Source organism: Burkholderia sp. GbtcB21 (assembly GCF_019091065.1).
In the GTDB taxonomy this organism is placed as follows: Bacteria; Pseudomonadota; Gammaproteobacteria; order Burkholderiales; family Burkholderiaceae; genus Burkholderia; species Burkholderia pyrrocinia_C.
Genome location: NZ_JAGXKA010000004.1, coordinates 363,918 through 387,363, shown reverse-complemented (window position 1 = coordinate 387,363; position 23,446 = coordinate 363,918). Strand labels below are relative to the sequence as shown.

Below are 23,446 nucleotides of genomic sequence, written 5' to 3'. Positions count from 1 at the left end.
AATCGGATAAGAAGTGAAAACCGTCGTATCAATGAAGCACCGGAAATCCGTGGCGTTCGGCCAGCAGTTCGAGGATGCGCCGCGCGTCGGTGACGAAGCGCACGTCGCCGAGCGTCTGCGCGTCGTCCGGCGCCGGCTGGTCGCGGCCGAGCACGAGCACCGGCAGGCCCTGGTGCGCGTCGTCGAGCGCGTCGATCACCGCATGCCGCGGCCGCTCGAAACCGATGCGCTTCACGTCGATGCGGCCGGCATGGTCGGGCGCGCTCGCCAGCAGCCCTTCGATCGACAGTCCATGCGGACAGACGAAGCGTCGGCCCGGATGCTTCGGATCGCTAAAGCCCGGTTCCAGCAAAAACAGTACATCGCGACTCATGTCAAACGGCTCCCGTGTTCGTTGTACGACCGGGACGAACGCGCACGTCGGCGCCCTCGTGTTCCCGGAGCATGCCGGCCCGCGACCGGATGCCCGACTCTACCGTCACGCATCGCACTGCCCTACCAACGTTTTGCGAAATCGATATGCGGCCTCGCATAGCGCATCGGCCGTTCGCCGCACAAGAGTCCGTTGCATAAAAGCATCGCGAGCCGAACCGCATGCATTGCGGATATCGAACGATTTCATCGATCGATATGACCGCAGCCGCGTGTTTCCGGCGCTCGACGTTCGCCGTCGGGGCGATGCGTTCGCCGCAGCATGCGCGCCGGACGCGATCGCGACGCACATGTCGAGCGTGCGGCAACGCACATTGCAAATCCGCCGCGCCGCGATTTACAAACCACGGATCGACCGTTCAGCGCAGCGCCCGTCGTCAATAGCATCGTGATCCTCGCAGACGTAGTCATAAAAACAGAGGATGGTCATGATCAAAAAATCGGTAGTCCTGGGTTTGGTTTCGATCGGTTCGGCCGGCGCGCATGCGCAGAGTTCGGTCACGTTGTACGGCGTCGTCGATGCCGGTATCGCCTATACGAACAACCAGGGCGGCGCGAGCAACATCCAGCAGACGAGCGGCAAGCTGAGCGGCAGCCGCTGGGGCCTGAAAGGCGCGGAGGATCTCGGCAGCGGCCTGCAGGCGGTCTTCACGCTCGAAAGCGGATTCCGGCCGAGCGACGGCGGGCTCGGCCAGGGCGGCCGCCTGTTCGGCCGCTCCGCGTACGTGGGCCTCGCGAAGAAGGGGCTCGGCACGCTGACGTTCGGCCGCCAGTACGAGCCGATCACCGATCTCGTCGCGCAGTACTCGGGGTCCGGCTTCTGGTCGCCGGCCACGCACGTCGGCGACAACGACAACCTGAACCAGAGCTTCCGGCTGAACAACGCGGTGAAGTTCCGCAGCGACACGATCGCCGGCTTCACGGCCGACCTGCTTTATGCGTTCAGCAACCAGGCGAACGGCGGCGCGGGCACCGGTTTCTCGAACAACAACGCGTGGGGCGTGTCGGCGAACTACGTGAACGGCCCGCTGTCGGTCGGCGGCGGCTACGTGCGGCTCAATCATCCGAACGCGACGTCGAATACCAGCGGCGCGGTGGGCGGCGCGACCTCGACCACCGGCAACGACTACAGCGGCGCGTTCTTCTACGGGCTGAACGGCGGCGTGCTCAAGCAGCAGATCGGCGCCGTGGGCGCGAACTACGCGCTCGGCCGCGCGACGCTCGGCTTCGCATGGAGCCACACGCAGCTCGACTATGTCGACGGCTCGTCGCGCAAGTTCAACAACTACGACGTGAACGCGCGTTACCAGATCACGCCGGCGGCCACGCTGATCGGCGTCTATACGTTCACCGACGGACGCGCGAGCAGCCTGCCGGGCACCGGCGGCCAGACGTTGAAGCCGCGCTGGCACCAGTTCACGCTCGGGTTCGACTACGCGTTGTCGAAGCGCACCGATCTCTACCTGTCCGGTATCTACCAGCTCGCGGCCGGCGATCCGAGCACGGCAACGTCGGGCGGCTATCGCAAGGTCGCGGCGATCTCGAACATCGGCAGCGCGTCGTCGACGAACCGCCAGGTCGCGATCGTCAGCGGGCTGCGCGTGAAGTTCTGACGGCACGCGCAGCGGGCGCCGCGCGATAAGCACGATAAGCAAAGCGGGAATCGTTGTTTGCCGCGTCGCGCCCGGTTGCCGAAAATGTCCGTTTCCCCGCGTGCGGCCGCCGCACGCGATACGCGTTCGACCATGACCGATTCCCGTTTTCCTTCCCGCCCGCCGCGCACCGGCCGGCGCGCGGCGCTGCGCCAGCTCGCGGGCGGATGGGCCGCCGCGCTGCTGCCTGCCGGCGGCGCGCTCGCGAGCCAGCCGCTCGCTCCGCTCTCCCCGCTGGACGTGCCGGCGTGGACGCATTCGCCGGGCGCGCCGCTGCTGTCGCCGCCGTACGGCGTGCCGGGCCCGCACGAACGCGACGTGATCCGCCGCAGCGCCCGCACGCCTGCGCTGCCCGGCTCCGGCTCGTCGATGACGCCGCTCGCGGACCTGTTCGGCGACCTCACGCCGAACGGCCTCGTGTACGAGCGTCATCACGCCGGGGTGCCCGAGATCGATGCGCAGCGCCATCGCGTCGTCGTGCACGGCCTCGTGCGCGAGCCGCGCGTGTTCACGATCGACGACCTGCTGCGCTTCCCGTCCGAATCGCGGATCCACTTCCTCGAATGCTCGGGCAACACCGGCAGCGAATGGAACGGCCCGAGCGGGCTGCCCGTCCAGTTCACGCACGGGCTGCTGTCATGCTGCGAATGGACCGGCGTCCGGCTGTCGACGCTGCTCGACGAAACCGGCGTCGATCCGTCCGCGCGCTGGCTGCTCGCCGAAGGCGCCGATGGCGCCGCGATGACGCGCAGCCTGCCGCTCGACCGGATCCTCGAGCGCGCGCTCGTCGTCTATGCGCAGAACGGCGAACGGCTGCGCCCCGAGAACGGCTACCCGGTGCGGCTGATCGTGCCGGGCTTCGAAGGCAACACGAACATCAAGTGGCTGCGGCGGCTGAAGCTGGTTCGCGCACCGGAGATGACGCGCGAGGAAACGTCGAAATACACGAACCTGCTGCCCGATGGCTGCGCGCGCCAGTTCGTGTTCGAGATGGACGCGAAGTCGGTGATCACGCGGCCGTCGGCCGGCCATCGTCTCGCTGCGCACGGCTATCACCCGATCGGCGGCTATGCGTGGTCGGGCCGCGGCCGGATTCGCGCGGTCGACGTATCGACCGACGGCGGCCGCACGTGGCGACCCGCACGGCTCGCGGGCGACGTGCGCGATCGCGCATTGACGCGCTTCGAGGCCGACTGGGTCTGGAACGGCGAGCCGGCCGACCTGCAAAGCCGCGCAACCGACGACACGGGCTACGTGCAGCCGACCCGCGACGCGCTCGTCGCCGCGCGCGGGCTCAATTCGCAGTACCACTACAACGGCATCCAGAACTGGCGCGTCGGCACGGACGGCGAGGTGCGCAATGCGTAAGCTGCTCGCCTTTCTCGTCGCCACATCCACGGTCGTATCAAGCGCGTTCGGCGCAGGCTTCGGCCTCGGGCAGCCTGTTGATCGCGCTGCGCTCGCCGCGTGGGACATCGACGTCGCACCCGACGGCAGCGGCCTGCCGCCCGGCGCGGGCACGGTCGCGCGCGGCGGCCATGTGTTCGCGGACAAATGTGCGATGTGCCACGGCGCCGGCGGCGAAGGTGGCGTCGGCGATCCGCTCGTCGGCGGCATCGGCTCGCTCGCGGGTGCAAAACCAAAAAAGACCGTCGGCAGCTATTGGCCCTACGCGACGACGCTGTTCGACTACATCCGCCGTGCGATGCCGTACAACGCGCCGCAATCGCTGAGCGCGGACGACGTCTACGCGGTCACCGCATACGTACTGCACCTGAACGGCATCGTGCCCGATGACGCGCGGCTCGACGCACGCACGCTGCCGCGCGTGAAGATGCCGAACCGCGACGGTTTCGTGCCCGATCCGAGGCCGGGCCGGTTATGACGCGACGCGATCCGCTCGCCATGCAATCCGCAATCGTTCCCGCGCGAACCGCCGCAGCGCGTGCGCCTCGTCTTCGTTCGGCTTCAGCGTGCACACTCCTCGCAAGGAACCCGTCATGAGCGAAACCACCCTCGCCGCCCCCGTCGCATCGTCGCCGTTCGTCGACGTTCGCTCGCCGGCGGATTTCCCCGACAGCCCGGTGTCGCGCGTGCTCGCGCAACCGCTGATGCTCGGGCTGTTCCTGCCGATCCAGGCCGGCGGATGGAGCGCATCGACGCTGCCGCGCTCGACCGACTGGACCTTCGACTACAACGCCGACCTGGTCGCGCGCGCCGAAGCGCTCGGCTTCGATCTCGTGTTCGCACTGTCGCAGTGGCTGCCGAAAGGCGGCTACGGCGGCGTGTTCGACGGCCAGGCACTCGACTCGTTCATGACGCTGGCCGCGCTGACCGCGCGCACCGAGCGGATCATCCTCGTCGCGACGAGCCATGTGCTCTACGGGCCGTGGCATCCGCTGCATTTCGCGAAATTCACCGCGACGCTCGATCACATCTCGCGCGGGCGCTGGGGCATCAACGTCGTGACCGGCCATCGCGCGATCGAGCACGAGATGTTCGGCTGGAACCGGATCGAGCACGACCGGCGCTACGAGATGGCCGCCGAATTCCTCGACGCGGTCCAGCAGCTGTGGGCGCAACCGGACAATTTCAGCTACGCGCCCGCACTGTCGAGCTGGCGCCTGGGCGGCGCATTCGTGACACCGAAGCCGCGCTACGGCCGCCCGCTGCTGATCAACGCGACCGGCTCCGACGCGGGCATCGATTTCGCGGCGCGCTATTCGGACATCGTATTCGTCACGAGCCCGGCCGGCCCCGACGTCGACCTCGCGCTCGACGCGCTGCCCGCGCATACCGCACGCGTGAAGGCGGCCGCCGCGGCACGCGGCCGGACGATCCGCACGCTGCTCAATCCGCTCGTGATCTGCCGCGAGACGGCGGCCGAAGCGCGCGCGTACCGCGACGCGATCGTCGCGCATGCGGACGAAGGCAGCTTCCATCGCTTCGACAGCGACGCGCATGCGTGGCGCGGCGGCTTCGAACAGCGCTCGCAGGCTGCCGCACGCGCAATCGGCGGCAATATCTCGATCACGGGCTCGCCCGACCAAGTCGCCGACACCATCGTGCGACTGCACCGCGCGGGCATCGACGGGATCCAGTTGAGCTTCTACGACTTCAAGCCCGATCTCGACTTCTTCGGCGAGCGCGTGCTGCCGCTGCTGCGCGACGCCGGGTTGCGGCGCTGAAGTCAGGCGGCCGATGCGTCGCGCGCCGCGGCGCACGGGCCGCTGCAACCCGAGGTGGTCGCGCAGCGTGCGGCCCGCATAGTCGCTGCGAAACAACCCGCGGCGGCGCAGGCTCGGGCAGCACCAGCGCGATGAAATCGTCGAGCCCGCCGGGCAGCGTCGGCGCCATCACGCTGTAGCCGTCGGCGCCGTAGCGCACGAACCGCTCCTCGAGCGGGTCGACGATCTGCTCCGCCGTACCGACGAGTTGCGCATGGCCGCGCGCGGCCGGATCAGAACACGCGCCCTTCGGTCAGGTGCGTCGTCACGCCGTTCAACTCGTAGTCGCCGATCACGCGCGCCTTGTGCAGCAACGGGTTGTGGCTGAAGATCGTGCGCAGGTTGCGCCAGTGCCGGTCGAGGTTGTGTTCGCGCGCCGTCGCCGACGCGCCGCCGACTTCGAACAACCGCTCGGCCGCATGCAACGCGAGCTTGCTGACGATCAACTGCGTGCGCGCGGTCGCGAGCGCGCTGTCGAGCACGAGCGCATGCGCATCGGCGTCGCCGGCCTCGATCGCGTCGGCGGAGCGGTCGAGCGCCCGCGCGTTTTCGCGCACGAGCCCGTCGATCGCGTGACTGTGCGCGGACAGTTCGCCGACGATCTGCTGGATGAAATGATCGTCGCGCGCGGTCGGCGCCGGGCTGTGCAGCGCCGGGCGGCCGTGCGCGAGCACATAGCGGCGCGCATCGGCGACCACGTTGCGCACGATTCCCGCGCCCGTCGCGACCAGATGAAGCTGCCGCAGCGCACCGCAATGGCGGCCGACGAGCGACGAACCGTCGCGCGCGGCCACTTCGTCCGCGAACACCTGCACGTCGTCGAGCAGCAGGCTGCCGCTCGCGGTCATGCGCTGCCCCATCCCGTCCCAGTCGTCGAGCACCTGCACGCCGTCGCGCGCGACCGGAATGATCACGGCAAGCGCGTCGCCCTGCTCGTTCTCCACGTTGATGCGCGCAAAATCGGCAAACGCGGTGCCCGTCGAATAGTATTTGCGGCCCGTCACGCGATGATGAGCGCCGTCCCGGCGCAGCACGGTCGTGTTCTCGCCGGGCCGCGACGTGCCGCGCTCGGTCGACGCACCGCCGAAGATCGCGCCGGCCAGCGCACGTTCGAGCTGCACGTCGTTGAACGGCGTGCGCGGCGACAGCCTCAGCGTCTCGGTCATGTCGTAGTGGATGCGCAGCGCGTGCGCGAGATTCGAATCGGCCGCGGCCAGCGTCGCGATCGTGTCGAACAGATCGACCAGCGTGCCGCCGAGGCCGCCGCGCGCCACCGGAATCCGCAGCACGCCCAGCGCCGAGCGCCGGAAGATCGCGAAGCCTTCGAACGGCAGCTCGCGACGCGCTTCGCGTTGCGCGGCATCCTGCCCGATCGCGTTCGCGAGATCGGGCAGCGCGGCGAGCGCGTCGCGCAACGCGTCGCGCGGGTCGACGGCATCACGGGCAGTCATTCGGCGGTTCCTTATGCGAGAAGATCGGGAGCGTCGCTGCGTGGCGTGGTCGAGGCATTCGCGACACGGCGCACGCGCGGCACCGCAAAGTATAGGGATGCACCCGCCGCGCGCGAAAAACCGATTTCAGCTTTTGTTATGCGTGCGCCGGGAATGGCGGCGCACCATCGCATCAGTGCTGAATGCCCCAGCGCCGCACGGTCGCGCGTTCGAGCGTGTCGAACACGAGGTTCTCGACGAGCAGGCCGATCACGATGACGGCCGCGAGACCCGCGAACACGCGGTCGGTATACAGCTCGTTGCGGTTCTGGAAGATGTACCAGCCGAGCCCGCCCTGCCCCGCGCTCGCGCCGAACACGAGCTCGGCCGCGATCAGCGTGCGCCACGCGAACGCCCAGCCGACGCGCAGGCCCGACAGGATCGACGGCAGCGCGGCCGGCACGAGGATCAGCGCGATCTGGCGCAGGCCCGTGAGGCCGTAGTTGCGCCCGGCCATCCTCAGCGTGGCCGGCACACCGGCGAAGCCCGTGTACATGCTGAGCGCGAGCGGCCACAGCACCGCGTGCACGAGCACGAACAGCAGGCTGCCGGTGCCGAGCCCGAACCACAAGAGCGCGATCGGCAGCAACGCGATCGACGGCAGCGGATTGAACATCGACGTGAGCATCGTCAGCAGGTCGCGGCCGATGCGCGTCGAAACCGCGAGCGACGTCAGCGCGAACGCGAAGAACACGCCCAGCGCGTAGCCGCGCAGCAGCACCGACATCGAGATGCCCGTCTTCACGAGCAGTTCGCCCGACTCGATGCCCTGCACGAACGCGGCCAGCGTCGCGCAGAAGGTCGGCACGAGCAGATCGTTCGCGACGATCCGCGCGACGATCTCCCATACGGCGATCAGCACGAGCGCGATGACGCTGCGGCGGAACCAGCCCGCGCCGGCGATGCGGCGCAACAGCGGGGCCGGCGCCGCGCGTTCGGCGTCGGGCAGCGTGTCGAGCGTGCGTTCGTATTCGGCGCGCACGGGCGGCAGCGGCGGCAGGACCGGATCGATCGTGCTCATGATGCGGCTTCCTCCGTCGTCGGCGCGCCCGTTGCATCGGTATCGAACAGCAGGCGATGGATCCGCGCGACGTTGTCGCGGAAGTCGCCGGTGTCGACGCTGTCGAGCGAGTGCTCGTGACTGTTGAGTTCCGCGCGCACGCGCCCCGGATGCGGCGACAGCAGCAGGATCCGGTTGCCGACGACGAGCGCTTCCTCGATCGAATGCGTGACGAACAGCAGCGTGAAGCGAAACTCGTCCCACAGCCGCAGCAGTTCCTGCTGCATCTTGCGGCGCGTGAGCGCGTCGAGCGCGGCGAACGGTTCGTCCATCAGCAGCACGCGCGGCTGCATCGCCAGTGCGCGCGCGATCGCGACGCGCTGCTTCATGCCGCCCGACAGCGTGTGCGGATACGCATCGGCGAATGCGCTCAGCCCGACCTTGTCGAGATAGTGCAGCGCGCGTTCGCGTGCTTCGGCACGCGACAGCTTCGCGGCGGCGCGCAACGGAAACGCGACGTTCTCGACGACCGTCTTCCACGGCGGCAACTGGTCGAACTCCTGGAACACCACGATGCGGTCGGGCCCCGGCCCGCGCACCGGCAGGCCATCGAGCGCGATCGAACCCGACACGGGCTCGATGAAGCCGGCAATCGCCTTCAGCAGCGTCGACTTCCCGCAACCCGACGGGCCGAGCAGCACGAAGCGATCGCTGCCGTACACGTCGAAGCTCACGTCGTGCGTCGCGCGAACGATCCGCGCGCCGCTGCGGTATTCGAGATTCACGCGGTCGATGGCGAGCAGGCGTTCGCTGTGCGCGCCGGCCTGCGCGGGCCGGATCGCCGCGCGCGCATCGGGCGCGGCCTGGGCGGCGGCCGACGCGCCGCCGCGCGCCGCATACGGCGGCAGCCAGGTTCGGGGAGAAGTGGCGTTCACGATCGGATCTCTTGCGGGTAAAGCGTCAACATACGGCCGGGCATCGCGCGGACCAACCAACGATTGCGCATATCGAAACCGTGCCGACGCATAAGCGTCGATCGCGGCGTCGAAGCGGCGGCACCGCTCAACTGCCGCCGGCGGTCGCCGGATCGTCGAAGAAGTAGTCGCGCCACGACTTCGGCTCGTTGCGGATCGCGCCGGTGCGATGCATGAATTGCGCGAGCGGCAGCGTATTCTGCGGCGCGGTCTTGAACTGCACCTGCGGATTGCGCAGGATCTTCAACAGCAGCGCACGATCGATCTTCGATGCGTTCACGCGGATATAGGTATCGGCCGCGCGCTCGGGGTCGGCCGCGATCTGCCGCGCGGCGTCCGCCAGCGCGGCGACGAACGCGCGGTAGGTCTTCGGGTTGTCGTCGCGGAATTTCTCGGTGGCGTACAGCACGGTCGCCGAGCTCGGGCCGCCGAGCACGTCGTACGAATTCAGCACGATATGCGCATTCGGGTTGCCGGCAAGCTCCTGCTCCTGGAACGGCGGATTGCCGAAGTGGCCGGTGATCACGCTGCTGTTCGCGAGGATCGCGGCCGTCGCATCGGGATGCGGAATCGCCTGCGTGAGCGCGTCGAGCTTGTCGAACTGCTTGTCGCCCCACTGCTTCGCGGCCGCGTACTGCAGCACGCGCGACTGTACCGACACGCCGACCGCCGGCACCGCGATGCGGTCCTTCGCGCCGAGGTCGGCGATCGTCTTCACGTTCGGGTTGCTGCTGACGAGGTAGTACGGGAAATTGCCGAGCGACGCGACACCCTTCACGTTCTGCCGGCCGCGTGTGCGGTCCCACACGGTCAGCAGCGGCCCGACGCCCGCGCCCGCGATATCGACCGCGCCGGACAGCAGCGCGTCGTTCACGGCCGCGCCGCCCGACAGCCGCACCCAGTCGACCTTGATGTCGAGGCCGGCCTTGCGCCCTTCCTTTTCGATCAGTTGCTGGTCGCGCGCGACGTTCAGCATCAGGTAGACGACGCCGAACTGCTCGGCGATGCGGATGCGGCCTTCCGCATGCGCGGCGTGCGGTGCGAGCGTGCCCGCAAACGCGAGCGCGGCGGTGAGCGTGGCCGCCAGCGCGCGGCGCGCCGGCAAAAACGAAAACGACATCGGAACTCCGGTCAGGATGGGGCGGAAGAATGACGCGGCACGCGGCTCAGAACGGCGCGTCGCCTTCGATCGTCGTGCGGTACAGCTTGCGGCGCAGATGGTCGGGCGTGCCGGCGGCGAGATGCATCAGCGAACGGTTGTCCCAGAACACGAGATCGTGCTCGCGCCACCGGTGCCGGTACAGGTGTTCGGCGCGCACGCTGTGCGCGAACAGTTCGTCGAGCAGCGCGCGGCTTTCGTCGTCGGGCAGGCCGACGATGCGCGTCGTGAAATGCTCGCTGACGAACAGCGCTTTGCGGCCCGTTTCCGGATGCGTGCGCACGACCGGATGGACGACCGCATCGACCTGCGCGATCTGCTCGGGCGACAGGTTCGGCCGCCACGGGCTGCGCGCCTGCAGTTCCGCATAACGCGCGAGATACGTATGCTCGGCGCGCCGCCCGTCGACCGCGCGGCGCAGGTGGGCCGGCAGCGTGTCCCACGCGAGATGCATGTTCGCGAACAGCGTATCGCCGCCCTCCGCCGGCAATTCCTGCGCGTGCAGCAGCGAACCGAGGCTCGGCTTCTCCTTGTACGACAGGTCGGAATGCCAGAAATGGCCTGCGTCGCCGAGCCCGATCGGCTTGCCGTGCTCGACGATGTTCGACACGATCAGCACCTCCGGGTGGCCGGCAAGCGCGAACTGGTGCAACACGTGGATCTGCAGCGGGCCGAAGCGGCGACTGAATGCGATGTGCTCGTCCGGCGTGATGCGCTGGTCGCGAAACACCAGCACGTGATGGTCGAGATGCGCGCGATGGATGCGCGCGAAACCTTCGGCGTCGAGCGGCCGCGACAGGTCGAGGCCGACCACTTCGGCGCCGAGCGGCGCGTCGAACGGAACGATGTCGAAGCGTTGCGCCGCACCGCCCGGCCAAGATGCGGGCGGATGCCCGGCGGAAAGCGTTGCAGCGTCGCGGATGGCGGTAGTCGTCACGGCACGGCCCCTGATTCGGTCAAAACGCGAATCTACGAGTGCGTGCCGGACTGCGTCAACGAAGCGATTCGGATACGTTTATCTGCTGCGGTCATAAAGATCGCTGCTCGGGCATACGGGCGGCAACGGGCGGTTGCGCCGCGCACGAAACCGTCCGATCGGGACCTTCAGGATTGCGTCGATGAATCCGGCACGCGCACGACGCCATCCGGATACCCAAGGCCGATCAACCCGTGTTTGTCGCGGATGCTCATCGACGACACGACCTCCACGCTCGCGCGATCGACGCCGTCGCAAACGGCCAGGTTCGTGTTGGTCCGGTAGTAGACGCGATGGTCGTCGACCGCATAGAACCGCGTCAGAAAGCGCAGGCTTTTCGCGTCGATCCCCGGCAACGGCTTGCGATAGCTCTGCCCCCACAGCACGTGGCCGTCATCGTCGACCAGCACGTCGTGAAAGACGGCGCGCGCCGTCTCGACGTCGATGCCCCCCGGCTTGGTCACGATCTTGCCGTCGTAAAGAATCTGCGCGCCGAGCCGTGCATACCGGTAACCGAGGCTGACCACGCGGGCCGGATCGGCGATGCCGCGCTTGCGCACGCCGGCACAGAACAGGTGCTTCGCATCCCGCGCGTACGCGCCGCCGATATGGGTCAGGCTGGCGACGTCCGCGTTGACCGCGGTCAGATGCCATTCGCCGCGATCGTAGATATCGGGGCCGAAATAGTAGGCCTGCCGTGCATCGCGGTACCAGTCGCCGCCCAGCGATTGCAGCGTCGCGGCATCGCCGTCGGCGATCAGCCCTTCGCCTTCGTCGTCGTAGCCGAACGCGGCGCCGCTCGCGTAGTAGCGCAGCCCCGACGCATCGACGGCAAAGTTGTCGACCAGATGCCGAAAGCTGCCGAGATCGAAATTGTTGAGCGCACGATACCGATGCTCGCTGCCGATGCGGGCCCATACGCGTTCGCCATCGGTATGGAACGGCCCGCCGAGCGGCGCAAGCGGCTCGGTCCGCGTGTCGCGCCGGCGCCGGGCTTCGGCCTCCTGCTGTCGCTGCGCCTCCTCGGCGTCGTAGCTCGCCTGCTGCTCCGGCGTGACCGCCGATGCGTCCAGATGCCGCTGCATGTGGAGCGCATGCAGCGACTGCACGGTCGCGATGCAGGACACCGCATGCGGGATCGAGCGCAGATACAGTGCCCAGTCCTCGTCGTCGCATCGGTAGAACCAGTGCACCGCCTCGCCGTCCCATCCGGCCGGGTCCGTGCGCGCGAGCAGCGCCGCCTTGACGTCCTTGACCTTGCCGGGCACGACGAAAGAGAGGCTGTAGCCGGTCTCGCCGAAGACTTCGAGACTGTCGTCGTCGAACAGGCTTCGCATCAGTTTTTCGAGTTCTTGTACGGTCATGGGTTCATGTCGATCGGGTGACGGGTCACGGAATGGGCCGCTGTGCCGCGGTCATTCTAACGATGTCGACGCGCGCTGCCGGCCGCTGCACAGCGGCGTTGACGCGCGCCGTACGATCGTCGGACGGACGTGCACGCTCATGTCGGTCCGGACGAGCACAACGTAGCGTCAGCGTCGATGCGCGCCGTCCCGTGCCCGGGTTGCACGCGCGGCCGGCTCCGTCCTGCGCGCCAATCACGTATCCGCCCGGATACGGAAATGCCGTTGCCTGCGATTCGATGCCATCCGGTTCCCGCTCGGGAACGAAACGATCATCCAGTCACCTGTGGAGCACTTTCGCTTCCGAACGGATACGAATCAATGCCCGAACCCGCAAGTTGTGCAATACTGTTCCCGCTCAGATACGAAGCACGGAGAACGTCATGCCGGAGACTCGGTCCGTCAACACGATCGGCGCCCTCGCCAACCTCATTCGCTCCGTGCGGCTCCAGCAGGGGTTCACGCGGGACGAACTCGCGAACGCCACGGGGCTCTCGCCGAAATTCATCAGCCAGGTGGAGGCCGGGAAGCCGACCGCGCAAATCGGCAAGGTGCTGCTGCTGCTCGGCGAACTGGGCGTAAGCCTGTTCGCGCAGTCGTCGATCGAGATTTCGGCGGAAAACGCGCTCAAGGCGGCTCGACGCCGCAGGAGCAGCCATGGCGGCTAGAACGTTGATCGCGTCCGCGAACGGGCTGCGCATGGGCACGCTGACCGACGACAAAGGCATCTGGTCGTTCACGTACGACGCGCAGTGGCTCGCGTCGCCGCACGCGTACCCGCTGTCGCCCGCGTTCGCGCTGCGCGCCGGCACCTTCACCGACAGCTCGACCGATCGCCCGGTCCAGTGGTTCTTCGACAACCTGCTGCCCGAAGAAGGCATGCGGACGTCGCTCGCGCGCGAGGCGAAGGTCGATGCCGCCGACGCGTGGGGCCTGCTCGCCTACTTCGGGCGCGAATCGGCCGGCGCGCTCACGCTGCTGGCCGAAGGCGAGCAGGAAGCGGCCGGCAGCATGCAGCCGCTTGCGCTCGACGAGCTCGAGCGCCGCATCCAGGCGATGCCCGAGCACGCGCTGACGGCCACCGCGCCCAAGCGCATGTCCGCGGCCGGCGCGCAGCAGAAGCTGCTGCTGATCCTGCGCGGCGACGCGCCGGACTATGCGCTGTTCGAACCGGTCGGCAGCGAGCCGTCGATGCATCTGCTGAAGCCGGACATGCGCGCCGCCGGCTATCCGCATTCGGCGATCAACGAGTTCTTCTGCATGAAGCTTGCGAAGCGGATGGGCCTCGACGTTCCTGACGTGCATTTTCTTCGCGCACCGTCCGCGTGCTACGTGATCGACCGCTTCGACCGCGACACCGCATCGCAGCCGGCCGGACGCCTGCACACGATCGATGCGATGCAGCTGCTGAACTACGATCGCGGCTTCAAGTACCAGCGCGCGAACGCGGAGGAGCTCGCCCGCGCGATCGGGCAGACCAGCACGCGCGCCCTCGCGCGCCTGTCGGTGTTCCGCTGGACGATCTTCAACGTGGTGGTCGGCAACGGCGACGCGCACCTGAAAAACCTGTCGTTCTTCGTCGACGCGCGCGGCTACCGGCTTGCGCCGTTCTACGACATCGTCAGCACGGTCGTCTATCACACGCCCACGCACCGGCCCGACCATCGCGGCGACCACTGGCCGCACTGCGAACTGACGATGCCGCTCGGCACGGCGACGCGGTTCTCCGACATCGACATGGGCGCGCTGATCGCATTCGGCAACGCGCTCGGGCTCAAGGAGAAGGCGGCCGAAAGCGAGCTCCGGCGCTTTCTCGAACCGCTCGATCGCAGCGTCGCGCAGACGCTCGACGAAGTGCGCGAGATCGCCCGCCCCGATGCCGGGGAAATCCGCCTGCTGAATTCGATTGCGTCGATGCCGATCGCGGAGATGGGTCGCGCGCTTCGTCAGGCGCGCGGATGAGCGGATGAGCGCGGATATCGATTTCGCAGCGGCACAAACGCCGTTCGCCGGCCAGGTATCGCCGACGCCATGATTCCGATCGGGACGAACGTCGATCATCGAACCCTTCACCTTGGTTCTCAAGCCCGCTGGCACAGCCATCCGGAAGCGGCCATCGTCTCGACGTCGTTCACGTTCGTCAGGCTGATTTCGAACAGGTCGCGGCCAAGCATGACCGGCACCGTGACGGACATGCCGCAGCGATCGTCGGCCAGCGGCTTCAATAGCTGGTAGCTCGTGTGGGCCCCGCCGTCGGCGCTGTAACCGAACACCACATAGCCCCGCAACGCGTCCAGGCTGCCGAGCGACACGCGCAGCTTGCCGGGCGGGGACACCGACTGCGCCGACTCGTTGATCACGTTCCATGACGAATTCACGCGCGCCTGCCACGCGGGGTCGAGCGCCGCCAGTGCCTGCAGTTGCTGCGCATACGGCGCGACGCGAAACACATAACCCGAGTGGTCGATGACACGCTTGGTCAGGTACCGGTTGCTCACCGCATTGCCCGCGTCGTCCGTGCCCGGCAGGATATCGAACCGGTACGACGTGGTATCGCCGTCGCTCCACCACCAGCCGTCGCTGCGATACCGGTAGGGTGTGGCGTCGGGGCCGAGCTGCGCCCACCCGGTGCCGCTCCATTTCGTCAACGCCAGACTGCCGTCCGCGTTCACGGCGACTTGCACCGGCGTCGATTCGTTACCGTAAACGCCATTGACCGCGGAAACGTCCGGCGACGGCGCCGCCGACGGCGCACTCGTATTCACGCGTGCGGGCGCGGCGGCGATGCTGCCGTCTTCCTGCAACGCCTGCAGCAGGATCGCAGGCGCGATGCTGCCCGCGTCGTAGCCCATGCTGCCCGTGATCATCAGCGCCATCCGCGCGGCCGGCAGCACGTAGAAATGGCTGGAAAAGAACTGCGTGCCGCCGCTCTTGTACGCCGCCGCGGCACCGGCGGCGCGCAGCACCGGATCGTCGACGTCGTCCCAGCCGAGACCGAACGCGTACGCATAGCCGAGCCGGGTCGACTTGATCTGCCACCGGTCGGTCTGGTCCGTCAGCATGTCGGCAATCCCCGCCGCCGACGCGATCCGCTGCCCCTGGAACAGGCCGTTGCCGATGAACATCTGCGCGAGGTTCATCATGTCGAGCGGCGTCGTCGCCAGGCCGCCCGTTGCATACGCGTTCGTGATTTCCTGCCCGTACTGGGTTCCGTTCGCGTACCCGAGCGCGAATTCGCCGCGGGTCGGCACGCTGGTCAGAAAGCCGGAATTCGTCATGTTCAGCGGCGAGAGGATATTGCGCTGAACGAAATCCGTGAAGCTTTGCCCGGTGACGGCCGCGACCACCAGTTCGAATATCGTGAAGCCGTCGTTGCAGTACACCGCGAACTGGCCCGGCAGGTGATTCAGGTGCTCGTTGGCGAGCACCTTCTGCGCCGCCGCCGCGTAGCCGGGGATCGGCACATACGAAAACATGTCGTTCACATTCTGGCCGGGCAGGCCCGACGAATGCGACAGCAGATGACGCGACGTGATCTGCGCGTACTGCGGCGACAACATCGAGAACGACGGCACGTAGCGCACGATCGGCGCGTCCAGGTCGATCAGCCCGCGATCCTGCAGGATCACGCCGGCCAGCGCCGCGATGACCTTGGTGACCGAGCCGATGTTGTAGCGCGTCGTCGGCGTGGCGGCGGCGGCCGGGCTGACCACGGCATTGCCGAAAGCCTCGGCCCACACCACCTGGTTGTCCTTCAGCAAGGCAACCGAGATGCTCGCGACGTTCTGCCGGTCGGCGTCGAGCGCGGCCTGAATGGTTTGCCGCCCCACGGCAATGGTTGCGCCATACGTCGGCTGCTTCTGAATGCTGTCCGACCCGCCGCAACCTGGCAGCACCGCGGACAGCAATCCCGCGCCGGCATACTCGAGAAACTGCCGGCGACCGGTGCTGGCCGGGACGGCGCCTGAATGCGGATCATGCGAATCGCGTGTATTCGGCATAGGTGTTTTCATTGTTCTCACTCCGATGTCATTCGGTATCCCGGACCTCGATTCCCGGTCACTCCCGGCCCCCGCGCGGACACGACATGGCGCCCGGCATCGCAGCGCGGTGGGTCGGCGTATCCGTTGCTCAAGAAACCTGCTGTGTCGCGCGCCGCGCGTCACGCGTCGTCAGGGAACTGCCGTCAGGGCTCCAGCCCGGCGGCCGGATCAGGTAATTGATCGCAGTGCGCAGGTCCCCGGCCTTCGCGAGATCGCGCGCGATGTTGCCCCACTCGTAGAACGCGATCCTGAACGGATTGTCGGTGCCGATGCTCGACGTCAAACCGTAGTGCGGCGTGAATCGCTCCGGCGTGTACGACCCGAACAGCCGGTCCCAGATCATCGTGGTGCCGGCGTAGTTCGTATCCAGATAGTCGAAATCGCTGCCGTGATGGACGCGATGCTGCGACGGCGTGTTCAGCAGCGCCTCGAACCAGCGCGGCATCTTGTCGATCGCTTCCGTGTGAATCCAGAACTGGTAAATCAGGCTCACCGACTGCATGAACAGGATCATCTTCGGATGGAACCCGAGCAACGGCATCCACGCCCAGAACAGGAACGATCCGCTGATCGTGCCCGTCCAGGTCTGGCGCAGCGACACCGACAGGTTGTATTGCTCCGACGAATGGTGCACCGAATGCGAGGCCCAGAACCAGCGCACCTCGTGACTCAGGCGATGGAACCAGTAATAGCTGAAATCGTCCGCGAAGAAACACAGCACCCACGCCCACCAGACGTTCATCGGGATCGTGAAAAGCCGGTGCGCGTACACCCAGCTCAGCACCGTCAGCACCAGCCCGCCGGTCAGGACGCTGGCGACGAACGCGCCTGCTGCAAGCGCGAGATTCGCCAGCGTATCGCGGGTCCGGTACAGCCGCCTCCCGAGCATCGCGGCGAGCACGACCTCGACCGCGATCAGCACCGCGAAAGCCGGCAACGCGGCCACCATGATATCGGGCAGGTTTTGCATGACCGTTGCGCTCCAGGCCGGTGGGCGATGGCACCAAGGCCATTGCCGTTCAAGAATTCGACCGCGATCCGCCGGTCGGCTCATGCGCAAGGTGAACGCGATTCAGGGTGCAGGCACGGCCCCCTGTCGCGATGCTTTCAGAAAGTACTGCGCCCGGACAAATCGGCCGCGGCCGGTCCGACCGGCTCTTCCGCCACATCGGGCCGTGCCGGCGACGTGCCGATCCGATCGGACGTGCGGCCCGGCCGCCGTCGCGATCGGGCCGGCCAACTGCCCGCCGGCCCGAACGACAGGTTGGTCTCCCCGGCTATCCAGGCTTTCTTCGATACCCCGCGCTGCTGTTTTTTTACGATTGCCAGCAGGTGCGAAGGTACTGCACGCGATTCGCTTGGGTAAATACCGCATATGCAGTATTCGCCGCACCGGCCGACGCGTCGAATGCCTCACGCCCGTGCGCCGGCACGGGCGTGAACGAGGCCGTCAGGCCGATCCGTCGATCAGCGCCTGCATTTCCTGCGGATCGAGCGGCTTGTGCATCACGCTGAAGCCGCTCGCCGAAGCGGCATGGATGCCCTCGGGCGACGTATCGCCGGTAATGATGATTGCCGGGATCTCGCGTTCGATGACCCGAAACACCGCGTGGACGACATCCGCGCCGGTCACGTGCCCGGCCAGCCTGAAATCGGTCACGATCATGTCCAGCTCGGCACGACGGGACGCGGCCAGCTCGATTGCGCGCTCCAGCGATTGCGCGGCGACCACGGTGTGGCCCCAGGTTTGAAGCAGGGTTTGCATGCCGGCCAGCACGTCGCGATCGTCGTCGACGACAAGAAAGGTTTTCCGCGTTCGCCCGCGTGCGGATTCCGGGCCCCTGCTCCGCAGATCCATCGCGGCCTCGCGCAACTGCGCTTGCCGGATCGCGGCAAGCCGCACGGAGAACAGCGAGCCGCGGCCCGCTGCCGAGCGCACCTGGACGCCGGCCCCGATCAGCACGGCCGTGCGCTGCACGATGGCCAGCCCGAGGCCCAGCCCCTGTTCCCGGTCGCGCGCCACATTGCCGATCTGGTAAAACTCCCGAAAAATGTTCGGCAACTGATCGGCTTCGATGCCGATGCCGGTATCGAAGACCTGGATTTCGACGTCCGTGCCGCGCGGGCGGCAGCCCACCAGAATGCCGCCGCTGCGCGTATAGCGCACCGCGTTCGACAACACGTTCGACAGGATGGTATGCAGCAGCACCGCATCGGTTTCCAGCCAGATCGACGTCGGCCGGATCCTGAGCGTCAATCCTTTCGCCAACGCGGCCTGACGAAACTGATTGTCCAGTGCATCGAGTTCCTGCTGCAGCGGAAAGCGGCGCGGCTCGGCATCGATCACGCCCGCATCGAGCCGGGAAATGTCCAGCAACACGTTCAGCAATTGCGACATGCCTTTCAACGCGGCCCGAAGCCGTTCGGCAATATCGTCGAGCGCGGTTCCGTCGACGGTCGGCGCCCGGGCCATTGCACGCAGCGTCGCGATGTAGAGGCCCAGCGCATGCGTCGGCTGACGCAGGTCGTGGCTGGCGGCAGCCAGGAATTGCGACTTGCTTCGATTCGCGAGTTCGGCGCGCTCCTTCTCCGCAGTCAGCTGCCGGATCAGGTCGACGTTCTCGAAGCGCAGCGATACCGCGTCCCGCACGGTACGCTGCAGCGTGCGGCTGAACGCGAGATTGACCGCGAGCAGGAACAGCGACAGCAATCCGAGCACCGAAAACAGCGCATTGCCATACTCGAACGACCGAATCGCGAACGGCAGCACGGTCGGCAATGCGTAAGCGACATAGGTCGGCCACCACGATGAAAGCGACGCCACCGAGCCGCCGGTCATGCCGGCCAGCACGATGCAGATCAAGGCTGTCACGATCGTGTTGTGCGGCGAGAAAAACAGGACGCCCATGGCGCCCCACAGGCAGCCGGACAATCCCGCTAACAACACGTATCGCCGCGCGCGGCCGCTGGCCGTCTCGACGGGATGCTCGCCCGCGCGGCGATCGCGCCAGACCATCACGGCGCGGATCGCGGTCAGCACGCAGATCGCCGCGGCCCATCCGAGCAGCGTGCGTCGCGACACCTCGTTCCACAGCAGGAAGGTCGTCAGGCTGACCACGGCGATGTTGCCGAACAGGATGGGCGGCGACTGGCGGTACAGCGTATTGACCAGTTCCAGCCGCACGTTGGCACGATATTCTTGCGCTATGCTTTTTGCCATTTCAAAGTCGCGTAGCAAATCCGGCGTTAAACTGGCCTGGTGTCGATCGGGTCCGCCGCGTGACGCACCGGCAACGGGGATCGCGTCGTATTGTCGCAAAGGAATGCACTTCCGGGTGATCCGGGAGAAGGCGAAAGAAAAATGAAAAGCATCGTGCTTGCCGAAGACCACGCCATTATTCGCGACGGGTTGAAGTTGTTGCTGCAAACGCGCGCCAACTGGCAGGTCGTGGGGGAAACCGGAGACGGACAGATCGCCGCTCGATTGGTGCGCGACACGCAGGCGGATTTACTGCTGCTGGATCTGGATCTACCGGGCTACCCCGGCATCGAACTGGCGAAGCAAATCAAGACGCAATCGCCGCAGACCCGGATCCTGGTGGTCACGGGCAATCAGAACCCCGTCACGGTGCGCGCGGCTGTGGCGATCGGCGTCGACGGGTACATGCTCAAGCACGAAGACGGCGACGAACTGCTGCATGCCATTTCCCTGGTGCTGTCGGGTATCCGCTATATCAGCGACGCGCTCGCCCATGTGCTGGAGAACGCCGGCGGCGGTGCCGCACCACCACCGGTCACCGCGCGGGAGAAGGAAATCCTCGTGCTGATCGCCAACGGACACTCCAGCAAAGAGATTGCCACCCGGCTGAACCTGAGCGTGTTGACGGTACGCAAGCATCGTCAGAATCTGATGACGAAACTGTCGTTGCATAACGTGGCCGAAGTGACCGCGTATGCGATACGCGACGGCCTCGCCGAATTACCGCTTCCCGGCAACCTTCGCGCCGAGGAATTGCTGCGCTGAAGGTCCGTCGGCCGAAGGCGACACGCTTCGCGCCGACCACGAATACCGCCATGCAAGCCCCCGTGCCCTCGAGCGCGATCAGACGGCACGCGATCGTCCGATAAACGGGGGGATCTACCCGACTCGCCGCACGTTCATCGGCATCCGACCAGTACCATCGGGATAAGTATTCTTATCACAACACCTCGATTACCGAATCAAACTTGCATTCACGAAAACGCCCCGCATGCCGCGGGGCGTGCCCCGCTCAACGCCCGATCGGCAATCCGGTCGGTTCGATCCAGCCGAGCTTGTACGCGATCAGCAGCGACAGAAACAGCGTGACCGACAGCCCGACGCGTGCCGCGAGCGACCACGCCATCCGCTTGGACTTGCCGCGATCGTGATTCATGAAATACAGCGCGAAAATCAGGCTCGCGATGATCATCGCGAATGCCACGGAGACCAGCAGGGTTTTCATGGGTGTTGCCTTTGAAGATCCGAATCGGCCTGAATCAGTTCGGCCAGTTTTTGTCGTTCGTCCGCGATGTCGCCGACGCCTGATGCCGGCCAGTCCAGCGCGACGCCGTTGCCCAGCGAATCGCGCACGAGTGCCTGGTAGTGCCGGTCGTTGATCCGGCCGTGGTCCATCGCTTCCGAGATCTCGTGCCGGAACGGCAGCGGGAAACTTGCATACGAACGCGACAGCGCCGCATATTGTCTCGCATCGATCTCTTTCGACGATGGTATGACGGTCCAGATCACCACGGCCACGATGGCCGTGAAAGGGATCGCCGTGTAGCGAAGAATGAATTTGACAGGTGTCATGAAGCAGGAGTCGAAGTCATGGCGAACGAGCCGGATATCCGGCTCGCCAGCCGATAAAAGCGGGGATGAAAACAGGATTCTGCCGCGTTCCCCGCGCCCGTCGCGTCGCACGCCCTGTCGCGGCACGATGATCGCAGGATCCTCGAACGAACGCGCTGAAAATCGCCACGTCCCCGCCTCGTCAAGCGCCGCGCGCCCGGCAGGCCGCCAGGATCCCGCGCAGCAAATCGCGAGGCGGCGGCGGGCAGCCGGGAATCGTCACGTCGACCGGCAGGATCGACGCAACCGGGCCGCACACCGCATAGCTGTCGGCAAAGATGCCGCCCGTGCACGCGCACTCGCCGGCCGCGACGACGAGCTTCGGCGCCGGCGTCGCGTCGTATGCGGCGAGCACGGCCGCCCGCATGTTCAGCGTCACGGGCCCGGTCACGAGCAGCAGGTCCGCGTGGCGGGGACTCGCGACGAACTTGATGCCAAGCCCCTCGATGTTGTAGTACGCGTTGTCCAGCGCATGGATCTCCAGCTCGCAGCCGTTGCAGGATCCCGCGTCGATCTGCCGGATGCAGAGCGCCCGCCCGAGCAGATCGAGAATGTCCTGCCGGATGCGCCCCTCCTCGCGACGCCACGCGTCCTCCGCGGCCGGCACGGGCTCGTCGGGAAAATCGGTGCGCGCGAATTGCCGGATAAGCTGCCACATCAGAGGTCGTGCCCCGCGTAATTCAGGTTGAACGATTTGTTGATCAACGGAAAATCGGCAACGATATTGCCGATGATCGCATGTTCGAGCGCCGGCCAGTTCTGCCACGACGGGTCATGGCAATGGCACCGCGCGATCGCGTCGCCCGCTTCCGTCTCGAGCGCGACGAATATATCGCCGCGCCATCCCTCGACCCAGCCGATCCCGCGGGCAGGCGCCGCGGCGGGCGCCACGTCGACGGCGACCGGGCCCGCCGGCAGATTCTCCAGCAGCACGCGCATCACGCGCATCGATTCGTCGATCTCGGCGAACCGCACGGCCACGCGCGCGGCAACATCGCCGCGCGGATCGCTCGCCGCGTTGACGGCGACCTCGTCGTACGGCACGGACCGCATCGCCGCGCGCACGTCGAACGCATGAGCGCTGGCGCGGGCGGCCAGGCCGCGCACGCCGAAGTGCGCGACGACCTCGGCGGTCAATCGGCCGGTGCCCACGAACCGGTCCTGCAGCCCCGAATGGTCGTCGTAGATTTTCCGCATGACACGCACTTCATGTTCGATGCGTTCGCACGCGTCCGACAGGCTCGCGACGCTGTCGGGCCCGACGTCGACCGCCACACCGCCGGGCACGATCCGGTCCATCAGGTATCGATGCCCGAACGCGCGATCGTTCATCCGGACCCAGTCCTCCTTGAGCCGGGAAAACTGCGCGAGACCGAACCCGAACCCGGCGTCGTTGCCGAGCGCGCCGAGGTCGCCCAGGTGGTTCGCCACGCGTTCGCGTTCGAGCAGGAGCGCGCGCAGATACAGCGCGCGCTTCGGCACTGCGGTGCGGCGCGCGTGCTCGAGCGCCATGCAATAGGCCCACGAGAACGCGACGGTCGAATCGCCGGCGATCCGGCCCGCGACCCGATGGCCGTTCGACGCGGCCGTCCGCTCGAACAGTCGCTCGACGCCGCGATGCACGTAGCCGAGACGCTCTTCGAGGCGCAGCACCTTCTCCCCGACGACCGAGAACCGGAAATGTCCCGGCTCGATGACGCCGGCGTGGATGGGCCCGACCGCGATCTCGTGCACGCCGTCGCCGGCCACCGGCACGAACCGGTAGTTCGCCTCGTTCGATTCGAACGTTTCGACGCCGGTCGCCGATCGTTGCAGCGGGAAATAGTCGTCGGGCCAGTTGCCGTGATTGAGCCACGGCCGCGTGTCCTGCGCGCCGCGCGCGCTCAGGCCGGTCAGGTCGAAGATCGCACGCTGCATCCGGGCGGCGGACGGAAACAGCGGCGCCAGATCGGGAAAATCCCCGCCGGCGTCGGGCTGCCGCCCGGTCGCGAGACGCACCCACAGGATGCCGTCGTCGCATTCGTACGCGGCGTTCACCGCGAAACCCGCGTCGCGCGCGTCGCCGCCCCACATCGCGACGAGCCGGCTCCGCTCCGATCGCGCGACGCGCGCCGTCTCGAGCCACCCCGCCGGGTCGACTTCCATCAGCGCCGCGCGAACCTGGCCCGCCCGGCATTCGAGCGGGACCGCGGCCTCCCTGGGTATCGATTCGAGTCGCAT

21 protein-coding genes and 1 pseudogene are annotated in these 23,446 nt (G+C 67.1%); 7 read left to right on the top strand and 15 right to left on the bottom strand.

The annotated features are described in order from the left end of the window. Window positions 1-28: 28 nt before the first annotated feature. Window positions 29-373, bottom strand: a complete 345-nt coding sequence (locus KVT39_RS12705) for a DUF3088 domain-containing protein (RefSeq protein WP_105392424.1) — start codon at window positions 371-373, stop codon at window positions 29-31. Between the two features lie 487 nt (window positions 374-860). Between KVT39_RS12705 and KVT39_RS12700 the strand changes: the two genes are divergently transcribed. The 4 genes from KVT39_RS12700 (at window position 861) to KVT39_RS12685 (ending at window position 5,272) form a co-directional block, all read left to right on the top strand. After that, on the top strand, window positions 861-2,045 hold the full coding sequence (locus KVT39_RS12700; protein WP_034184660.1) for a porin: 1,185 nt from the start codon (window positions 861-863) through the stop codon (window positions 2,043-2,045). 132 nt (window positions 2,046-2,177) lie between these two features. Beyond that, complete coding sequence (gene soxC, locus KVT39_RS12695) at window positions 2,178-3,452, top strand: sulfite dehydrogenase (RefSeq protein ID WP_034184397.1); 1,275 nt, start codon at window positions 2,178-2,180, stop codon at window positions 3,450-3,452. Then, window positions 3,445-3,969 (top strand): c-type cytochrome, encoded by a 525-nt coding sequence (locus KVT39_RS12690; protein WP_034184398.1) that lies wholly within the window; start codon window positions 3,445-3,447, stop codon window positions 3,967-3,969. Before soxC ends, KVT39_RS12690 begins: the two co-directional genes overlap by 8 nt. Before the next feature lie 115 nt (window positions 3,970-4,084). Further along, window positions 4,085-5,272 carry an LLM class flavin-dependent oxidoreductase gene (locus tag KVT39_RS12685; protein WP_217589208.1) on the top strand — a complete coding sequence of 396 codons (1,188 nt, stop codon included), beginning with the start codon at window positions 4,085-4,087 and terminating at the stop codon, window positions 5,270-5,272. Between the two features lie 33 nt (window positions 5,273-5,305). Here KVT39_RS12685 and KVT39_RS37990 read toward each other — a convergent pair. The 7 genes and pseudogenes from KVT39_RS37990 to KVT39_RS12655 all read right to left on the bottom strand — a co-directional run. Continuing rightward, window positions 5,306-5,537 (bottom strand): annotated as a pseudogene (locus KVT39_RS37990) (nitrilotriacetate monooxygenase); the annotation flags it as partial. Between the two features lie 7 nt (window positions 5,538-5,544). After that, a complete protein-coding gene (locus KVT39_RS12680; protein ID WP_034184400.1) occupies window positions 5,545-6,762 on the bottom strand; it encodes an acyl-CoA dehydrogenase family protein in 1,218 nt (405 codons plus the stop codon). Window positions 6,763-6,934: 172 nt separating this feature from the next. Further along, window positions 6,935-7,822 (bottom strand): ABC transporter permease, encoded by an 888-nt coding sequence (locus tag KVT39_RS12675; RefSeq protein ID WP_217589207.1) that lies wholly within the window; start codon window positions 7,820-7,822, stop codon window positions 6,935-6,937. Next, a complete protein-coding gene (locus tag KVT39_RS12670) occupies window positions 7,819-8,796 on the bottom strand; it encodes an ABC transporter ATP-binding protein (RefSeq protein ID WP_217589206.1) in 978 nt (325 codons plus the stop codon). The genes KVT39_RS12675 and KVT39_RS12670 overlap by 4 nt, the downstream gene beginning before the upstream one ends. Before the next feature lie 67 nt (window positions 8,797-8,863). Continuing rightward, window positions 8,864-9,895: an ABC transporter substrate-binding protein gene (locus tag KVT39_RS12665; protein ID WP_131949569.1), complete on the bottom strand. Its 1,032-nt coding sequence runs from the start codon at window positions 9,893-9,895 to the stop codon at window positions 8,864-8,866. 46 nt (window positions 9,896-9,941) lie between these two features. Next, on the bottom strand, window positions 9,942-10,871 hold the full coding sequence (locus tag KVT39_RS12660; RefSeq protein ID WP_175747863.1) for a TauD/TfdA family dioxygenase: 930 nt from the start codon (window positions 10,869-10,871) through the stop codon (window positions 9,942-9,944). Between the two features lie 167 nt (window positions 10,872-11,038). Then, on the bottom strand, window positions 11,039-12,274 hold the full coding sequence (locus KVT39_RS12655; protein ID WP_217589205.1) for a DKNYY domain-containing protein: 1,236 nt from the start codon (window positions 12,272-12,274) through the stop codon (window positions 11,039-11,041). 422 nt (window positions 12,275-12,696) lie between these two features. Between KVT39_RS12655 and KVT39_RS12650 the strand changes: the two genes are divergently transcribed. Next, window positions 12,697-12,981, top strand: a complete 285-nt coding sequence (locus tag KVT39_RS12650) for a helix-turn-helix domain-containing protein (RefSeq protein WP_217589204.1) — start codon at window positions 12,697-12,699, stop codon at window positions 12,979-12,981. After that, window positions 12,971-14,275, top strand: coding sequence for a HipA domain-containing protein (locus KVT39_RS12645; RefSeq protein WP_217589203.1), 1,305 nt, complete (start codon window positions 12,971-12,973; stop codon window positions 14,273-14,275). The genes KVT39_RS12650 and KVT39_RS12645 overlap by 11 nt, the downstream gene beginning before the upstream one ends. 119 nt (window positions 14,276-14,394) lie before the next feature. Here the strand turns inward: KVT39_RS12645 and KVT39_RS12640 are convergent, their stop codons facing one another. From KVT39_RS12640 to KVT39_RS12630, 3 genes are all read right to left on the bottom strand, one after another. Further along, the gene (locus KVT39_RS12640) at window positions 14,395-16,326 is read right to left on the bottom strand and encodes a serine hydrolase (protein WP_254640483.1); all 1,932 of its coding nucleotides are present in this window, start codon (window positions 16,324-16,326) and stop codon (window positions 14,395-14,397) included. A gap of 118 nt (window positions 16,327-16,444) precedes the next feature. After that, the gene (locus KVT39_RS12635) at window positions 16,445-17,326 is read right to left on the bottom strand and encodes a sterol desaturase family protein (RefSeq protein WP_034184407.1); all 882 of its coding nucleotides are present in this window, start codon (window positions 17,324-17,326) and stop codon (window positions 16,445-16,447) included. Window positions 17,327-17,806: 480 nt separating this feature from the next. After that, window positions 17,807-19,747 (bottom strand): hybrid sensor histidine kinase/response regulator, encoded by a 1,941-nt coding sequence (locus KVT39_RS12630; RefSeq protein ID WP_368858921.1) that lies wholly within the window; start codon window positions 19,745-19,747, stop codon window positions 17,807-17,809. Between KVT39_RS12630 and KVT39_RS12625 the strand changes: the two genes are divergently transcribed. Next, the gene (locus tag KVT39_RS12625; RefSeq protein WP_175747871.1) at window positions 19,718-20,380 is read left to right on the top strand and encodes a response regulator transcription factor; all 663 of its coding nucleotides are present in this window, start codon (window positions 19,718-19,720) and stop codon (window positions 20,378-20,380) included. The genes KVT39_RS12630 and KVT39_RS12625 overlap by 30 nt on opposite strands. A gap of 247 nt (window positions 20,381-20,627) precedes the next feature. Here KVT39_RS12625 and KVT39_RS12620 read toward each other — a convergent pair whose 3' ends face one another. The 4 genes from KVT39_RS12620 to KVT39_RS12605 all read right to left on the bottom strand — a co-directional run bounded on the left by KVT39_RS12620 (window position 20,628) and on the right by KVT39_RS12605 (window position 23,446). Continuing rightward, complete coding sequence (locus KVT39_RS12620) at window positions 20,628-20,840, bottom strand: twin transmembrane helix small protein (RefSeq protein WP_006489184.1); 213 nt, start codon at window positions 20,838-20,840, stop codon at window positions 20,628-20,630. Then, window positions 20,837-21,187 carry a hypothetical protein gene (locus tag KVT39_RS12615; protein ID WP_034184410.1) on the bottom strand — a complete coding sequence of 117 codons (351 nt, stop codon included), beginning with the start codon at window positions 21,185-21,187 and terminating at the stop codon, window positions 20,837-20,839. Before KVT39_RS12615 ends, KVT39_RS12620 begins: the two co-directional genes overlap by 4 nt. A 181-nt stretch (window positions 21,188-21,368) precedes the next feature. Next, a complete protein-coding gene (locus tag KVT39_RS12610; RefSeq protein WP_217589202.1) occupies window positions 21,369-21,884 on the bottom strand; it encodes an NADH-quinone oxidoreductase subunit B family protein in 516 nt (171 codons plus the stop codon). Beyond that, window positions 21,884-23,446 (bottom strand): NADH-quinone oxidoreductase subunit C, encoded by a 1,563-nt coding sequence (locus KVT39_RS12605; RefSeq protein ID WP_217589200.1) that lies wholly within the window; start codon window positions 23,444-23,446, stop codon window positions 21,884-21,886. The genes KVT39_RS12610 and KVT39_RS12605 overlap by 1 nt, the downstream gene beginning before the upstream one ends.

Excerpts from the sequence above, each read along its gene's own strand:
- KVT39_RS12685 (WP_217589208.1), top strand. The coding sequence starts at position 4,085 with ATGAGCGAAACCACCCTCGCCGCCCCCGTCGCATCGTCGCCGTTCGTC.
- KVT39_RS12635 (WP_034184407.1), bottom strand. The coding sequence starts at position 17,326 with ATGCAAAACCTGCCCGATATCATGGTGGCCGCGTTGCCGGCTTTCGCG.
- soxC (WP_034184397.1), top strand. The coding sequence starts at position 2,178 with ATGACCGATTCCCGTTTTCCTTCCCGCCCGCCGCGCACCGGCCGGCGC.
- KVT39_RS12675 (WP_217589207.1), bottom strand. The coding sequence starts at position 7,822 with ATGAGCACGATCGATCCGGTCCTGCCGCCGCTGCCGCCCGTGCGCGCC.
- KVT39_RS12680 (WP_034184400.1), bottom strand. The coding sequence starts at position 6,762 with ATGACTGCCCGTGATGCCGTCGACCCGCGCGACGCGTTGCGCGACGCG.
- KVT39_RS12690 (WP_034184398.1), top strand. The coding sequence starts at position 3,445 with ATGCGTAAGCTGCTCGCCTTTCTCGTCGCCACATCCACGGTCGTATCA.
- KVT39_RS12655 (WP_217589205.1), bottom strand. The coding sequence starts at position 12,274 with ATGACCGTACAAGAACTCGAAAAACTGATGCGAAGCCTGTTCGACGAC.
- KVT39_RS12625 (WP_175747871.1), top strand. The coding sequence starts at position 19,718 with ATGAAAAGCATCGTGCTTGCCGAAGACCACGCCATTATTCGCGACGGG.
- KVT39_RS12705 (WP_105392424.1), bottom strand. The coding sequence starts at position 373 with ATGAGTCGCGATGTACTGTTTTTGCTGGAACCGGGCTTTAGCGATCCG.
- KVT39_RS12605 (WP_217589200.1), bottom strand. The coding sequence starts at position 23,446 with ATGCGACTCGAATCGATACCCAGGGAGGCCGCGGTCCCGCTCGAATGC.
- KVT39_RS12650 (WP_217589204.1), top strand. The coding sequence starts at position 12,697 with ATGCCGGAGACTCGGTCCGTCAACACGATCGGCGCCCTCGCCAACCTC.
- KVT39_RS12640 (WP_254640483.1), bottom strand. The coding sequence starts at position 16,326 with ATGAAAACACCTATGCCGAATACACGCGATTCGCATGATCCGCATTCA.
- KVT39_RS12620 (WP_006489184.1), bottom strand. The coding sequence starts at position 20,840 with ATGAAAACCCTGCTGGTCTCCGTGGCATTCGCGATGATCATCGCGAGC.
- KVT39_RS12645 (WP_217589203.1), top strand. The coding sequence starts at position 12,971 with ATGGCGGCTAGAACGTTGATCGCGTCCGCGAACGGGCTGCGCATGGGC.
- KVT39_RS12665 (WP_131949569.1), bottom strand. The coding sequence starts at position 9,895 with ATGTCGTTTTCGTTTTTGCCGGCGCGCCGCGCGCTGGCGGCCACGCTC.
- KVT39_RS12700 (WP_034184660.1), top strand. The coding sequence starts at position 861 with ATGATCAAAAAATCGGTAGTCCTGGGTTTGGTTTCGATCGGTTCGGCC.
- KVT39_RS12615 (WP_034184410.1), bottom strand. The coding sequence starts at position 21,187 with ATGACACCTGTCAAATTCATTCTTCGCTACACGGCGATCCCTTTCACG.
- KVT39_RS12610 (WP_217589202.1), bottom strand. The coding sequence starts at position 21,884 with ATGTGGCAGCTTATCCGGCAATTCGCGCGCACCGATTTTCCCGACGAG.